12 protein-coding genes are annotated in these 14,062 nt (G+C 44.3%); 4 read left to right on the top strand and 8 right to left on the bottom strand.

Annotated elements, in window-relative coordinates:
* Window positions 1-9: 9 nt before the first annotated feature.
* The 7 genes from LN995_RS08330 to LN995_RS08305 form a co-directional block, all read right to left on the bottom strand.
* Window positions 10-711, bottom strand: coding sequence for a glycosyltransferase family 2 protein (locus LN995_RS08330; protein WP_229960252.1), 702 nt, complete (start codon window positions 709-711; stop codon window positions 10-12).
* A gap of 193 nt (window positions 712-904) precedes the next feature.
* A complete protein-coding gene (locus LN995_RS08325; RefSeq protein ID WP_229960251.1) occupies window positions 905-2,695 on the bottom strand; it encodes an acyl-CoA dehydrogenase family protein in 1,791 nt (596 codons plus the stop codon).
* A 157-nt stretch (window positions 2,696-2,852) separates the two neighbouring features.
* Window positions 2,853-3,014 (bottom strand): four helix bundle protein, encoded by a 162-nt coding sequence (locus tag LN995_RS22155; protein WP_377469406.1) that lies wholly within the window; start codon window positions 3,012-3,014, stop codon window positions 2,853-2,855.
* 107 nt (window positions 3,015-3,121) lie between these two features.
* Window positions 3,122-4,300, bottom strand: coding sequence for a thiolase family protein (locus tag LN995_RS08320; protein ID WP_229960249.1), 1,179 nt, complete (start codon window positions 4,298-4,300; stop codon window positions 3,122-3,124).
* Window positions 4,301-4,332: 32 nt separating this feature from the next.
* Window positions 4,333-6,735, bottom strand: a complete 2,403-nt coding sequence (locus tag LN995_RS08315) for a 3-hydroxyacyl-CoA dehydrogenase/enoyl-CoA hydratase family protein (RefSeq protein ID WP_229960247.1) — start codon at window positions 6,733-6,735, stop codon at window positions 4,333-4,335.
* 24 nt (window positions 6,736-6,759) lie between these two features.
* Entirely contained in the window at window positions 6,760-7,194 is a 435-nt protein-coding gene (locus LN995_RS08310) for a MarR family winged helix-turn-helix transcriptional regulator (RefSeq protein ID WP_229960245.1), read from the bottom strand.
* A 299-nt stretch (window positions 7,195-7,493) separates the two neighbouring features.
* A complete protein-coding gene (locus LN995_RS08305; protein ID WP_229960243.1) occupies window positions 7,494-9,257 on the bottom strand; it encodes an AMP-dependent synthetase/ligase in 1,764 nt (587 codons plus the stop codon).
* A gap of 227 nt (window positions 9,258-9,484) precedes the next feature.
* Between LN995_RS08305 and LN995_RS08300 the strand changes: the two genes are divergently transcribed.
* The 4 genes from LN995_RS08300 to murQ all read left to right on the top strand — a co-directional run bounded on the left by LN995_RS08300 (window position 9,485) and on the right by murQ (window position 12,764).
* Window positions 9,485-10,648 carry a formimidoylglutamase gene (locus LN995_RS08300; RefSeq protein ID WP_229960241.1) on the top strand — a complete coding sequence of 388 codons (1,164 nt, stop codon included), beginning with the start codon at window positions 9,485-9,487 and terminating at the stop codon, window positions 10,646-10,648.
* A gap of 11 nt (window positions 10,649-10,659) precedes the next feature.
* Window positions 10,660-10,911, top strand: coding sequence for a cytochrome b5 domain-containing protein (locus tag LN995_RS08295; RefSeq protein WP_229960239.1), 252 nt, complete (start codon window positions 10,660-10,662; stop codon window positions 10,909-10,911).
* Between the two features lie 64 nt (window positions 10,912-10,975).
* Window positions 10,976-11,839, top strand: coding sequence for a hypothetical protein (locus LN995_RS08290; RefSeq protein WP_229960237.1), 864 nt, complete (start codon window positions 10,976-10,978; stop codon window positions 11,837-11,839).
* Window positions 11,840-11,957: 118 nt separating this feature from the next.
* Complete coding sequence (murQ, locus tag LN995_RS08285; RefSeq protein ID WP_317206935.1) at window positions 11,958-12,764, top strand: N-acetylmuramic acid 6-phosphate etherase; 807 nt, start codon at window positions 11,958-11,960, stop codon at window positions 12,762-12,764.
* Window positions 12,765-12,842: 78 nt separating this feature from the next.
* On the opposite strand, the gene LN995_RS08280 is transcribed toward murQ, so the two are convergent.
* Entirely contained in the window at window positions 12,843-13,898 is a 1,056-nt protein-coding gene (locus tag LN995_RS08280; protein WP_229960236.1) for a hypothetical protein, read from the bottom strand.
* Window positions 13,899-14,062: the final 164 nt, after the last annotated feature.

Below are 14,062 nucleotides of genomic sequence, written 5' to 3'. Positions count from 1 at the left end.
AGACAAGGCTTATAAGCCTTGTCTTTCTGTTTGTGGCTGAAGCTTCCTGGTAAAGGAAGTTAACTGCATGATCATGTGTGTAAAGCCGACATAATAAACAATATCTGCATACATTCTAAACTCTCTGCGAGAGCCTCCCCACACGCCCCACTTTTCAACTTTATAAGTATTTATAGCTGACCACGGCATCCAACGTACCACTTTACGGTGACGGATCATGTATCGGTTGATTGCAACCTCTAACAAGTACCCTTTTACTGGCTGCTCTAATATCTGCTCTAAATCACTTTTACGGATAAGGCGCTCCCCTGAAAGCAAAATATCACTACGATAGTATTTTACAAACCAAGGCGAATTAATACGGCGAAGTATAAGCATGTCAAGAGATTGCTGGTGCTGTACGAAAGCCTCAATGGCTGCCTCTATCTCCTCCTGCTTTATTTCCTGCAGGTCTGCATCCATTAATAGCACCAACTCATGGTTTACTGCACGCAAGCCACATTTTATAGCCGCTGCTTTGCCCTGATTATGTTCTAAAGAAAGCACCTGCACGGCAGGCCAGTATTTCTTAATATAAGCTGCTGTACCGTCTGTAGAACCATCATCTACACAAAGTACCTGGGTTATGTAGCTTACCCGCAGAATTCCCTCTAGCACTTGTGCTATACGCTCTCGTTCATTGTAGCACGGGATTAAACATGTTACTTTCATAGCTCTAGTCTTCAACTGCCGTTGCTGTAGTGTCTCCTTTGAATACGTACAAACAGCAGTTGATTTACAAATCAAAGATAAATATTCTAATGATTTAAATTGGAGTATGTTAAGCTTATGTAAACAGAGCTAAAACAAAGCGGCCGTCTCCTGTCAGAGATGGCCGCTTTGTATATAACTTAATAATTCAAAGTTAATATACATATTCGTTTGCCTCAATCATAGCTGCTGCTATGCGTCGACGTGCTTCTTTAGTATTGTAGAGGTCTTTTTTGGTAAAGCGCTTTAAGCCCATGAATAACAAACGCTGTTCATCACCCTCAGCCATAGCTGCAATAGCTTCTTTACCAGCTTTGGCTGCAATATCTACGGCATCGTTTACCACTACACGCACCATATCTATTTGGTTAGCCACAGCCTCTTCCCCCTTAAGATTAACCATCTTCTCCACACGTAACAGCGTAGACTCTGCCACATACGTTTTGATAGCCATATCAGCAATGTTCATCAGTATTTCCTGTTCTTTTGCCAGTGAATTCATAAACTTCTGTACAGCTGTGCCAGCTACCATCAAAATGGCCTTCTTCAGGTTTTTTATAGCTTTATGTTCTGCTGCAAACAAACCTTCTTCTTCGGCACCGAAATCAGGAATAGCCATTAGCTCCTGCTGCACGGCCTGTGCTGGCCCCATCAGGTCAAGCTCACCTTTTAAGGCTTTTTTCAGGATCATATCCACCGTTAGCATACGGTTGATCTCGTTTGTACCTTCGAAAATGCGGTTAATACGGGAGTCACGATAGGCACGGTCCATAGGGTAATCAGCAGAGAATCCATAGCCACCATAGATTTGCACTCCTTCGTCTGTAACATAATCCAACACTTCAGAACCTTCTACTTTAAGCATGGCACACTCTACGGCAAACTCACGGGCTGCTCCTAGTAAAGCTTCGTTTTCACCTTTGCCCTGCGCCATTAACTCCTGCTCCATACGGTAAATATCCATACCTGCGCGGTATAAGGCAGACTCAACTGCATAAATACGGATGGCCTGCTCTGCCAGCTTATAACGAATAGCTCCAAACTTAGAAATTGGAAGCTTAAACTGCTGGCGCTCGTTGGCATATTTTACCGACAAGTCAGCTACCTTTTTAGAAGCTCCTAATGTAGCTGCCCCTAGTTTGATACGACCAATATTCAGGATGTTGAAGGCAATCAGATGACCTTTACCAATTTCACCTAACACGTTCTCTACAGGCACCTGGCAATCTTCAAAAAACACTTGTCGTGTAGAAGAACCTTTGATACCCATTTTATGCTCTTCGTTACCTAAGCTTACGCCCGGAAAGTTGCGTTCCACAATAAAACCTGTAAACTTATCGCCATCCACCTGTGCAAAAACCACAAACACATCGGCAAAGCCTGCGTTAGTAATCCACATTTTTTGCCCGTTCAGGACATAGTGCGTACCTGCTTCGTTCAACACAGCTTTTGTTTTAGCGGCCAAGGCATCCGAACCAGAACCAGGCTCTGTTAAACAGTAAGCCGACATCAGTTCTCCGCTTGCCAGCTTCGGAATGTATTCTGCTTTCTGTTCTTCTGTACCAAAGTATAATATTGGCAGTGTACCAATACCTGTATGGGCTGCAAAAGCTACCGGAAACGAATGACCGCCACCTACTGCCTCCGTTACCAGCAAGGCTGTATTAAAGTCCATGTTAAGACCACCGTACTGCTCCGGAACAGACACAGCGAATAAGCCTAACTCACCTGCCTTTTTCATCAGGTTCTCCATCAGGCCTTCTTCGTGGTTATCCAGACGATCCAACAGTGGATATACCTCCTCCCGCACAAAATCGCGGCAGGTTTGCGCCATCATCTGCTGTTCTTCGTTAAACTCTGCAGGTATGAATACATCCTGCGGATTAGTTTCCTTTATAAGGAATTCTCCTCCTTTGATGCTTGCTGTTTTAGTTGCATTCTCCATTTTTTTATCTTTTATCTTTTTGGACACAAGACCTAAGACTTGTTCTTAATCTCGTTATTTAACTTTTTCTTAAATCCATCAATCACTCTTTGGATCTTGCGAAGCTACTCCTAGAGTTTGTTCAATATGCTTTGATCAATAAATCTAAAAGCTTACGTTAGTAGTAACGGTGTCTCGCAGATACTAAGGCTATGTTCAAAAACCGAATAAACTCTTTATCTGCATTTCTCCCAGTTCCTTTAGCTATGTTGGAAGGTATAGACACTACTGACCTGCTAACCTGAGACCATACCCTTTCATTTGCAGGGAAAAAGGACATAGCTTTGTAAAAATCCTTTGCCAGCTCCATCCCCTCTTTCCACAAACAACTAGTTCTTTTAAATTATGAATTTTAAAAATCTTGTGTCCTGTGTCTATCTCAAAAGTCTATTTCAAAAGCTCATAAACTCCAGCTACACCCTGGCCACCGCCAACGCAAGCTGTCACAATGCCGTACTTCTTGCCGAGGCGACGCAACTCACTAAACTGCTGCACGCTTAATTTTGCGCCAGAGCAGCCCAGTGGGTGACCTAATGCAATAGCGCCACCACTTACATTAAGCTTTGCCGGGTCAAAGTTTAAGTGGCGCATTACAGCGATAGACTGTGCGGCAAAAGCCTCGTTCATCTCAATCAGGTCAATGTCTTCCAGTTTCATACCAACCTGCTTCAGCACTTTAGGCACGGCAGCTATTGGCCCCATACCCATTATACGAGGGTCAATACCCCCAGTGGCATAACCTACCATGCGGGCAACAGGCTCTAAGCTTAGCTCTTTTACCATTTGCTCGCTCATTACAAGCACAAAGGCAGCGCCGTCTGATGTTTGTGATGAGTTACCTGCTGTTACAGTGCCTCCGTTAGCAAATACCGGCTTTAGCTTTGCCAGCTTTTCCAGTGATGTGTCAGCACGCGGTCCTTCGTCAGTATCAACTACATAAGAACGCGTTTTCTTTTTACCATTTTCATCTATATAAGTCTCTTCTACTGTAACAGGCACAATCTGCTCATTAAAGTAGCCGTTCTTGATAGCGGTAAGCGCTTTCTGATGCGATTGGTAAGCAAACTCGTCCTGGTCTTCACGTGAAACATTGTAGTCTTTTGCTACAGCCTCAGCTGTTAAACCCATGCTCAGGTACCAGTCCGGGTTTTCTTTTGCTATTTTATAATTTGGAACAGTTTTCCAGCCAGCCGTTGGCACCATAGACATAGATTCTGTACCTCCGGCAATAATACAGTCTGCCATACCAGCCTGAATACGATTACAAGCCATAGCTATTGTTTCCAGGCCCGAGCCACAGTAACGGTTTACTGTCATACCAGATACAGACATCGGCAGCGATAATAACGAGATCATACGACCAATTTGCAGGCCCTGCTCAGCCTCTGGCACTGCATTACCAACAATAAGGTCGTCTACCCTCTCCGGATCTAGTTGCGGCACAGAAACTACAAGATGTTTGATGACTTCTGCCGCGAGATCGTCAGGTCTCATGAACCGGAACACGCCACGGGGTGCTTTCCCAACAGCGCTACGAAATCCGGCTACTATATATGCATTGTTCATTTTGATGCTCTTTTATAGATTGATACTATACCTTAATTTCTAAGTGGCTTGCCAGTTGTCAGGATGCTCTGGATACGCTCCAGTGTTTTGCGCTCACCTGTTAAGGACAGAAAGGCTTCACGCTCCAGATCAAGCAGATACTGCTCGCTTACTTCTGTTGGTGAAGACAAATCTCCGCCACACATTACATAAGCCAGCTTATGCGATATCTTCAGGTCATGCTCTGACATGTAGCGGCCTGTGTACATAGCATTTGCCCCTGTAAGGAACATACCCAGCCCACTGCGCCCCTGCACCTTAACATTTGTTTTCTGCACCGGTTTAGTATAGCCAGCTTCTGCCAGCAGTATAGCCTGCGCTTTGGCATCGGCTATCAGGCGATTGTTGTTAACCGTAATGCTGTCGCTGCGGCGGATGTACCCTAAGTCAACAGCCTCAGCAGCAGAGGTAGACACTTTAGCCATACCAATATTGAGATATATGTTCTTTAACGTATTTAACTCTATATCTCCTTCTTCATAAGCTTCAGAAGCACGCAAAGTCATTTCTTTGGTACCGCCACCGCCAGGTATCAAACCAACGCCAAACTCTACCAAGCCCATGTAAGTCTCTGCCGCAGCCTGTATGTGGTCGCAGTGCAGGTTAAGCTCACAGCCCCCACCTAAGGTTAAACCATGTGGTGCTCCTACAACAGGTATGGCGGAGTAGCGCATGCGCATCATGGAATCCTGAAACTGTTTGATCATAAAGTTAATTTCATCATACTCCTGCTCAATGGCATACATATAGATTAACACTACATTAGCACCTGCCGAGAAGTTTGCAGCATCGCTACCTACGACCATTCCACGGAAGTCTTTCTCTGCTATCTCAATTCCTTTGTTCAGGGCAACAGCTACATCACCACCCATTGTATTCATTTTCGTGTGGAACTCCACGTTCAGAATACCATCTCCTAAATCTATCAGGCTGGCACCGCTGTTTTTCCACACCACACTACTACCACGCAGGTTATCCAGAATAATAAAATTCTCAGCACCTGGTATAGCCTTATATTCATTGCTTTGGATATCGTAGTAGCGACGCTTGCCATTTTCAACAATGTAGAAAGACTCCTTGTTATGTTGTAGCATATCCAGTACCCAATCTGCAGGAGTAAAGCCTGCCTCTGTCATGCGTTGTACTGTTTCACGTACGCCCAACATATCCCAATATTCGAACGGGCCCAGTTCCCAACCAAAGCCGGCACGCAAAGCATCGTCTATGCGATATAATTCATCTGATATCTCCGGAATGCGGTTAGATACGTACTGGAACAGCCCAAACAGCGTTTCGTTGAAGAACTGTGCCGCTTTATCTTCCTGCTTAGAGAAAGCCTGAATACGCTTGCGCAGGTCGTCAATGGGCTTTAGTACTTCCAAGCTTTGGAATTTCACTTTTTGCTTAGGCCCATACTCCATCGTATTCAGGTCCAGTGTCAGAATTTCTGTTTTGCCTTTAGCATCTTTGGTTTTCTTGTAGAACCCTTGCCCGGTTTTATCGCCCAGCCATTTGTTCTCAAGCATTTTATTCAGATAGCCCGGCAGTTTAAAAAGCTCATGAGCCTCATCCTGTTCTCCTGCCTGGTATAGTCCATTGGCCACGTTAGCAGTAGTATCCAGACCAACAACATCCAGCGTTCTGAAAGTGGCTGACTTAGGGCGACCAATAATAGGCCCTGTAATTCTGTCTACCTCATCTATGGTTAAACCAAACTTCTCCATAGACTTCAGTATCTGCATAATGCCGAATATACCTACACGATTGGCAATAAAGGCAGGCGTGTCTTTAGCCAATACAGTGGTTTTACCTAAATACAAGTCGCCGTAATGCAGCAGAAAGTCAACTACCCCTCTATCTGTTTCAGAGGTCGGAATAATTTCCATGAGCTTTAGGTAACGCGGTGGGTTAAAAAAATGCGTACCCAGGAAGTGCTTCCTGAAATCGTCGGAGCGGCCTTCCGCCATCAAATGAATTGGAATACCTGATGTATTGGAAGAGATTAAAGTACCCGGCTTACGAAATTGCTCTACCTGATCGTACACCAGCTTCTTTATCTTGAGATTTTCAACTACCACTTCAATTGTCCAGTCAGCAGTGGCAATGTCTTTCATATTATCCTCAAAATTCCCTGTCTGTATCAGGCGAGCATCGGACTTGCGATATAACGGCGATGGGTTTGAGGTAACTGCTGCCTGTAAATGGCCATTTACAATGCGATTACGCACATTCTTGTTTTCAAGCGTCAGTCCCTTTGCTTGCTCCTCGGGCGTCAGCTCTTTTGGCACGATGTCCAGCAGCAGCACCTGCACGCCAATATTAGCAAAATGGCAGGCAATGCGAGAACCCATAACCCCGGAACCTAACACGGCTACCTTTTTGATTATTCTTTTCATAGAATTAGAGTGATTGTCTATGGTTTAGAAGATTTCTTTATTTTCTATCATGTTCATTACCTTGCTACACACGCGAAAAAAGGCCTGCAACTCCTCCTCCGGAATAGCCTCGCGCACTTTACTGTTAAAGTGCTTCACCGTACGTTTAGCCACTTCTTTCTTCTCCAAACCTTTTTCAGTCAGGAAAATGCGCACCAGCCGCTTGTCATGCTCATCTGGCACCCTGTAAATAAGATCCTTATCTTCCATGCTTTTAAGAATGCGCGTAAGGCTACGGGCTTCCAAGCCAAGCAAAGGAGCAATTTTAGTAGCAGGAGTCCCTGCCTGCTGATTTATGTTAAGCAGAACAAACCCAATAGATGTGGTCATATCATTCTGCGCAGCCTCCGCATTATACATGCGTGAAACGGCATGCCAGGCTACTTTTACATTATAATCTACGGTTTCTTCAGGCTTCATCTGTCTATAATGTTGTATACCAAATATAAGAAAATTTGTTATGCTTGCATACTATTTTACAAGATTTTACGCTCCCTGAACCAGTTAGTTATATAAAACAGTTACAGCATACATCAATACTGCTTAAGCATAAAAGCAGGAATGGTTACAAAAAAAGCCCTTTCCGCAATAGAAAGGGCTTCAAATATTAAAATGCCTCTGATATAAAAGGCTCCACAAATCCGTATCTCTGCCTGGAGCAGCTTTTTATCTGTGAGAACCAGATACTATAGAACCTGGCATCGAGATTTAGCCTTTGATTACTCGTACATACTTTCTATTTCGTCTTTGAAGTTGGCAGTAATCACTTTGCGTTTTATGCTTAATTTTGCCGTTAGTTCACCGCTCTCGATTGTCCATACTCTTGGTAGCAGCCTGAACTTTTTAATAGTTTCATATTGCGCCAGGTCTTCGTTGGCCTTTTCTATCTCCCGCTGGAACTTTTCTAAAATCTCAGGTTTCTTAATCATGTCTTCGTCGGAAGTATAAGTTATACCCTTAAACTGGCACCAGTCCTGCAAGCCCAGGAAAGATGGCACTATTAGCGCAGAGGCGTATTTGTGCCCCTCACCCACTACCATCGCCTGCTCTATCACTACCGACTCTTTCAGTTTATTCTCAATAGGCTGAGGTGCAATATACTTACCACCGGAAGTCTTTAGCATCTCCTTCTTACGATCTGTAATTTTCAGGTATTTACCGTCCACTATCTCCCCGATGTCACCTGTGTGGAACCAGCCATCTTTGTCGATTACTTCTGCCGTTAACTCTGGTCTGTTGTAATAGCCTTTCATAATGTGTGCCCCACGGCTTAGAATTTCACCGTCTTCTTCGGCTATTTTTATCTCTACCCCATCTATCGCAGGCCCTACCGTTCCAATCATATTGTTTTCAGGCTCCCAACGGTTCACAGCTATTACAGGTGATGTTTCTGTTAAGCCATAGCCTTCCATTACCCGAATATTAGCCGCCCAGAAAACCCGCGCCAGCCTTGGCTGCAGAGCTGCCCCACCCGAAACAATTGCTCTTACATTACCACCAAGTGCTTCGCGCCACTTACTGAAAATAAGTTTGTTAGCCAGCTCCAGCTGTTTATCATACCACCAGCCCTGGTTAGCCTGGGTATCATACTTCAGCCCCAGTTCCAATGCCCAGAAAAACAGTTTGCGTTTTACACCAGTCAGTTCCATGCCTTTGGCCACAATCTTATCATACACTTTTTCAAGTAAGCGCGGCACTGTAGCAAACACATGCGGCTGCACTTCTTTCAGGTTATCGGCTACTTTCTCTATGCTCTCCGCATAATAGATAGACACCCCCACATGGAAATACAAATACAGCAGCATCCGCTCAAACACATGGCTTAACGGCAAAAAACTAAGCGCACGGTGTCTGTGGTCTACCGGCACATACGGCATAGCTCCCTGAACATTACTAATCAGGTTGCGGTGCGTTAGCATTACGCCTTTCGGGTTGCCCGTAGTGCCTGACGTATAGATTATAGTTAGCACATCATCAGGGGCTACAACTGCCTTAAGAGGTTCCAGTTGCCGTATATCTTTGTCTTCGCCAAGCGTTACTACCTCAGACCAGTGTTTAGCTCCCGGCAACTCATCAAACGTATATATCTCCTGCACACTGTCTATTCCCGCTGTTGCTGCCGTTACTTTGTTGTACAGTTCGCTGTTTGCCACAAATATCACCTTAACCCCAGCATCACTAAAAATATAGCGGTAATCCTCTACCGTAATGGTAGGGTACATAGGCACACTAATCGCCCCTATCTGCTGAACGCCGTAATCGACCAGCACCCACTCCGGTCGGTTAAATGAGATAATAGCAACTTTATCATTTTTACCCACTCCCATTTGAAGCAAGCCCAGGCTTATTTTGTTCGCATAGTCCTGCACATCCTGTGTGCTGTATTTTTTCCAGGAGTTGCCTACTTTAACTGCAAGGCAATCAGGTTGTGGAGAATTTTGCAATTGGTGAGGCAAAAGATCAAGGGCGCGCGTGACATTCATATTAAACCAATTTGTAATTTGTTGTGCTTTTCCAAAGTGTTAGTATAGGTATATCACAAATACTAACAATCATTAGGTGCATTATAACTTATTTTTTGAAAATTTGCGAAGAAGGCAAAAGATTTTTTCACAACTACTGTTTATAAGCTGAATCAGAGAGAAAGGTTACTTTTTTAATTATCACAAATGTAAATTTGCTATTTTTGACTTTATCTGTACAAAGTTACATGAATCTTTCAATATTTTTTGAGCCGCTAAACGAGGATGTATTTGCAAAGTTAAATAAGCCCCGCACGCTAGGAGCTTATGTTACGCGCTTTGTAAGTAAATTCCCTGACTGGCGTGGTGCCGACATAGCCATATTGGGTGTAAATGAAACCAGAGGACGCAGCAATGAAGAAGAGCCTGTGGCAACTGTTGCCACCTCTCCTGCCCGTGCTGTACGAAAAACGCTTTATACCCTGCACAAAGGCAGTGGCCGCTGTAAGATTGTAGATTTAGGAAACTTACGTGCCGGCATTACCCTGGAAGACACCTATCTGCGACTTAAAGAGATTGTAGAAGTGCTCATCTCTCATAATACCATTCCCATTATTATAGGAGGGTCACACGATTTAGAGTATGGGCAGTACCTGGGTTATGAACACCTGGAGCGCGTAGTGAATATGGTAACGGTAGATAGCAGTGTTGATATGACACAAGACACCGACGCTATGCCTAATAAAAAGCAGCTGCGCCAGATACTCATGCACGAACCCAACTACCTCTTTAGCTTAGGCCAGATAGGCTACCAATCGTACCTGGTAGAGCCGGAAGTAATGGCTACTTTAGAAAAACTGCATTTTGAGGCTTATCGTGTAGGCGAGGTTCACCGTAACGTACAGGAGATGGAGCCTGTTGTACGTGTTGCTGACTTACTCACTTTTGATATTTCGGCTATTCGTTATCAGGATGCACCGGGTTATGCCCCTACCAACCCTTTTGGCCTGACAGGTGAAGAAGCCTGCCAGATCTGCTGGTATGCCGGTATAAACGACACGCTAACATCATTAGGTATTTATGAGTATGACCCGGAGTTGGATGAGCGTGGTTTAACTGCTATGACCATTTCCACCATGATATGGTACTTTATAGAAGGCTTTTATCACCGTAAAAATGAAGTAGACTTCAGTAGCAAATACTTTACTAAATATGCTGTTGCCTTTAATGATGAACCCGACCGAATGGTGTTTTATAAAAGCAAACAGTCTGAAAAGTGGTGGCTAGAGGTAGAGGCATTATCAGATGGCAAAGGCTCCCGTATTATACCATGCAGTTATGAAGATTATTTGCAGGCTACTAAAGGCGAAGTACCGAACCGATGGATAGTAACACAGGCAAGAATAGGTTAGCCTGAGAAACAATGAACTTGCCAGAGTATACACTGCAGCAGCTCGCCCTACGTAACGGGCAGGACAGAGACGAAATATGGATCGCCTATAAAGGTGTTATTTATGATGTGCAAAAATCCAGGCTGTGGCGCAATGGGACACATTATGAACATTGGGCAGGGCAAGATCTGACAGAAGAACTGAAAGATGCTCCGCATAATGCCAATGTTTTTGATAAATTTGAGGCCATAGGTCTTATAAAAAACTCTGTTTACCTAAAATGAATTGTGTAGCATGGTGCCTCTAAAAAAGCACATGCTCTAGTGAACCATAAATAAAAGAACAAGTATGATTCTAATAGCTGACAGCGGCTCAACCAAGACAGACTGGCGCATGATGGATGCCAGTGGTGTTCATGAACAAGTATTTACAGCAGGTATAAACCCGCAGTACCTGGATTCTAACCAGATTTACACCATATTTGAACAAGAGCTTCTTCCAAACCTAAAGGAAAAGACACCAACTGTAATTTACTATTACGGAGCAGGCTGCAGCTCCCCGGAGCGAAACCTACGTGTAGAGCAGGCACTACAGAAGGTTTTCCCAAACAGTGAGGCGCATGTAGACCACGATTTACTGGCAGCGGCACGTGCTTTGTGCGGTCATCAGCCTGGTGTTGCCTGCATTTTGGGTACAGGCTCTAACTCCTGCCTTTATGATGGTAAAAAAGTAGTCGACAATGTACCATCTCTTGGCTTTCTGATGGGTGACGAGGGAAGCGGCGCCTACTTGGGCAAGATGCTGATCAGGGCGTACCTTTACCGTGAACTGCCGGAAGAACTGGCAACTTCACTAAAGAACCGCTATAACTTAACAAAAGATGGGATTCTGGATGCTGTTTATTATACAGACATGCCAAGTACGTACCTGGCAACCTTTGCCAAGTTTATGCACGAGAAGCGTAAAGACCCTGTTGTACACGCCATGATACACGAAAACTTTACAGACTTTTTTGAGCGCCACGTGTGTAAGTACAAAGGCTTTACCGAAGTACCTGTAAATTTTGTCGGCTCTGTTGCATTCCACTTCTCTGATACATTACATCAAGTGGCTAAAAAATACGGAGCCCATATCGGTAATATAATCCAAAGCCCAAGCGAAGGACTTATTAAGTACCACCAGGAATTACTTGCTGTTACTGATAACAAGTAACCCTTGATTAAAATACAGGAAGAAAGACAAAAGGGAAAGGTTTACACCAAAGCTTCTCTCCTGTTGTCTTTCTTTTTTTATACTTCTTTTATGATTTCCAATTTCTAAATTACCAGAAGTGTCTACTACTGAATCAGCATCTAACTATGATCGCCTGGAGCAAATGCCTGTGCGCGAATTATTAGAGAATATAAACCGTGAGGACAAGACTGTACCGCTAGCCATAGAAAAAGCCATTCCACAGCTTGAAGCTTTGGTTAATGCTACTGTCAGCCAGCTAAGCAAGGGAGGACGTTTATTTTATATTGGAGCAGGCACCAGCGGCCGATTAGGTATTGTAGATGCCTCAGAATGCCCGCCTACTTATGGCGTGCCTCACGGTATGGTTATAGGCCTTATTGCCGGTGGCGACGGAGCTATCCGTAAAGCCGTGGAGTTTGCAGAAGATGACCTGGAACAGGCCTGGAAAGACCTGCAGGAGCATTATATCTCAGAAAAAGACATTGTAGTAGGTATAGCAGCATCTGGGCGTACACCTTATGTAATCGGGGGATTAAAGGCCTGCCGCCAGAATCGTGTAGTTACTGGCTGTATTGTTTGCAACGCAGATAGTGCCGTGGCTGAAACTTCCGACTATCCGGTGGAAATAATAACAGGCCCTGAGTTTGTAACAGGCAGCACCCGTATGAAAGCAGGCACAGCACAAAAGCTGGCGCTAAACATGCTCACTACTTCAACGATGATAAGGCTTGGCCGTGTTAAGGGCAATAAAATGGTAGACATGCAGCTGTCAAACCATAAGCTGGTTGACCGTGGTACCCGCATGCTGATGGATGAGTTACAGCTAAAGCAAGCAGAAGCTGGCGCTCTTCTTAAAAAGTATGGCAGTGTACGCGCAGCCATTGACGCCTACAACAGCAAATAAAAGAGAAAGCGACAAGAGAAGAGTAAAGGGATTTAGCTTCGCTTCTTACTCTTGCCGCTCTTTCAGCATCAACCGCATTTATAGTTCTGCAACTACTAATTTCTCTACCAGTACTTCGGCTGCCTCTTTACTTGGTACTTTGTATGTGGCAACAGACCAGGCGTAGTTCATTTTAAAGCGGTCATCTTCTAAGCTATACATTACTTTTCTCTTATAGTCTGTCAGTGGCTCCAAGCCTAACTTTAAACGCAGTTCATCTATTTGCTCTCGCTCCTTTTGGCTTAGGCTTTCCTGAAAATACTGATCAGCATCTATACAGTCTTCTGTTTTATAACAATCTACTTTTACCAGCGCTTTGGCTTTATAGTTATTCCTGCCAGCCTGCACATCCATTAGAAAAGCAGCAGCTTGTGGGGCCAGTTTGCCTTCATGCACAGCAGTAGTAAGTATATCTGAGAAGTCATAGCCTCCCCTGAACTTTGTTTGCCGTTGAATAACAATACTGAAGCGAGGCACCTCCTCTAAGGTATCGGCTACTCCTATTAATGCCTCACCAGGATACCCATACTGATTAATCCAACCAAGCAGTTTCTGTACATTGGCGGCCTCAATTTTTCGTATTGTATCGCCATGCACCTTTAAGCCGCCCTCTGCTTGCCTGAAGTACTGGTCACGTGCATACAGTTCGTCCAGGTCGGCACGTAAATCTAAGTTGGCAGCATGTCTGAACTCACGACGGCGCTTCGGGTACCTCCTTTTAAACTTTTTCCATTGGCGCGTCTCATGCAAGGGCTCAAACACCTCCTGCTGCTCCAGGTATGCCAGGCTTACCCCAGACAGCACCAACTTCTCCAGGTAATCAAAGGCTTGCTTGGCATCATTCACTAAAACAGCACAAACAGCAGCATTATAATAGTCCCTGGCAAAAGGCACAGGCACTAAAGCAAAGGCTTGCTGATAATAGGCCAAGGCTGTTGTATAATCTTTATTCAGAATACTTGCCTCCGCCTGATGTATGACAGGGTGATACACTTCTACATAATCGGGATCAGCTGCACTAGCATTGACAGAGATACTTAAAAGAAAAAGTAAAACAGCAATACTGCGCAGGAAACTTAAAAATATTCTTCGCATGTTGCTCATAAGGGTTAAAGAGGACAAAACAAACATAATCCAGTGCTACTTCAAGTAACGTAATTACTAAACATATCGCAAATTTGAAAGAAACAGTTCCTGATGTACTTTATATAGCACCTGTTCCGGCAGAACTTTCCTTAAAAAAAGAATATGAGCTTTGC

It is taken from the genome of Pontibacter silvestris (assembly GCF_020907275.1).
Lineage (GTDB): Bacteria > Bacteroidota > Bacteroidia > Cytophagales > Hymenobacteraceae > Pontibacter > Pontibacter silvestris.
Note: the sequence above shows the minus strand (reverse complement) of the source record. Positions and strands in the feature narration are given on the sequence as shown.

Bases quoted from the DNA above. Each gene is read 5' to 3' on its own strand.
- LN995_RS08330 (WP_229960252.1), bottom strand. From the start codon at position 711: ATGAAAGTAACATGTTTAATCCCGTGCTACAATGAACGAGAGCGTATA.
- LN995_RS08300 (WP_229960241.1), top strand. From the start codon at position 9,485: ATGAATCTTTCAATATTTTTTGAGCCGCTAAACGAGGATGTATTTGCA.
- LN995_RS08280 (WP_229960236.1), bottom strand. From the start codon at position 13,898: ATGCGAAGAATATTTTTAAGTTTCCTGCGCAGTATTGCTGTTTTACTT.
- LN995_RS08295 (WP_229960239.1), top strand. From the start codon at position 10,660: ATGAACTTGCCAGAGTATACACTGCAGCAGCTCGCCCTACGTAACGGG.
- LN995_RS08290 (WP_229960237.1), top strand. From the start codon at position 10,976: ATGATTCTAATAGCTGACAGCGGCTCAACCAAGACAGACTGGCGCATG.
- LN995_RS08315 (WP_229960247.1), bottom strand. From the start codon at position 6,735: ATGAAAAGAATAATCAAAAAGGTAGCCGTGTTAGGTTCCGGGGTTATG.
- LN995_RS08325 (WP_229960251.1), bottom strand. From the start codon at position 2,695: ATGGAGAATGCAACTAAAACAGCAAGCATCAAAGGAGGAGAATTCCTT.
- LN995_RS08305 (WP_229960243.1), bottom strand. From the start codon at position 9,257: ATGAATGTCACGCGCGCCCTTGATCTTTTGCCTCACCAATTGCAAAAT.
- LN995_RS08310 (WP_229960245.1), bottom strand. From the start codon at position 7,194: ATGAAGCCTGAAGAAACCGTAGATTATAATGTAAAAGTAGCCTGGCAT.
- LN995_RS08320 (WP_229960249.1), bottom strand. From the start codon at position 4,300: ATGAACAATGCATATATAGTAGCCGGATTTCGTAGCGCTGTTGGGAAA.
- LN995_RS22155 (WP_377469406.1), bottom strand. From the start codon at position 3,014: ATGTCCTTTTTCCCTGCAAATGAAAGGGTATGGTCTCAGGTTAGCAGG.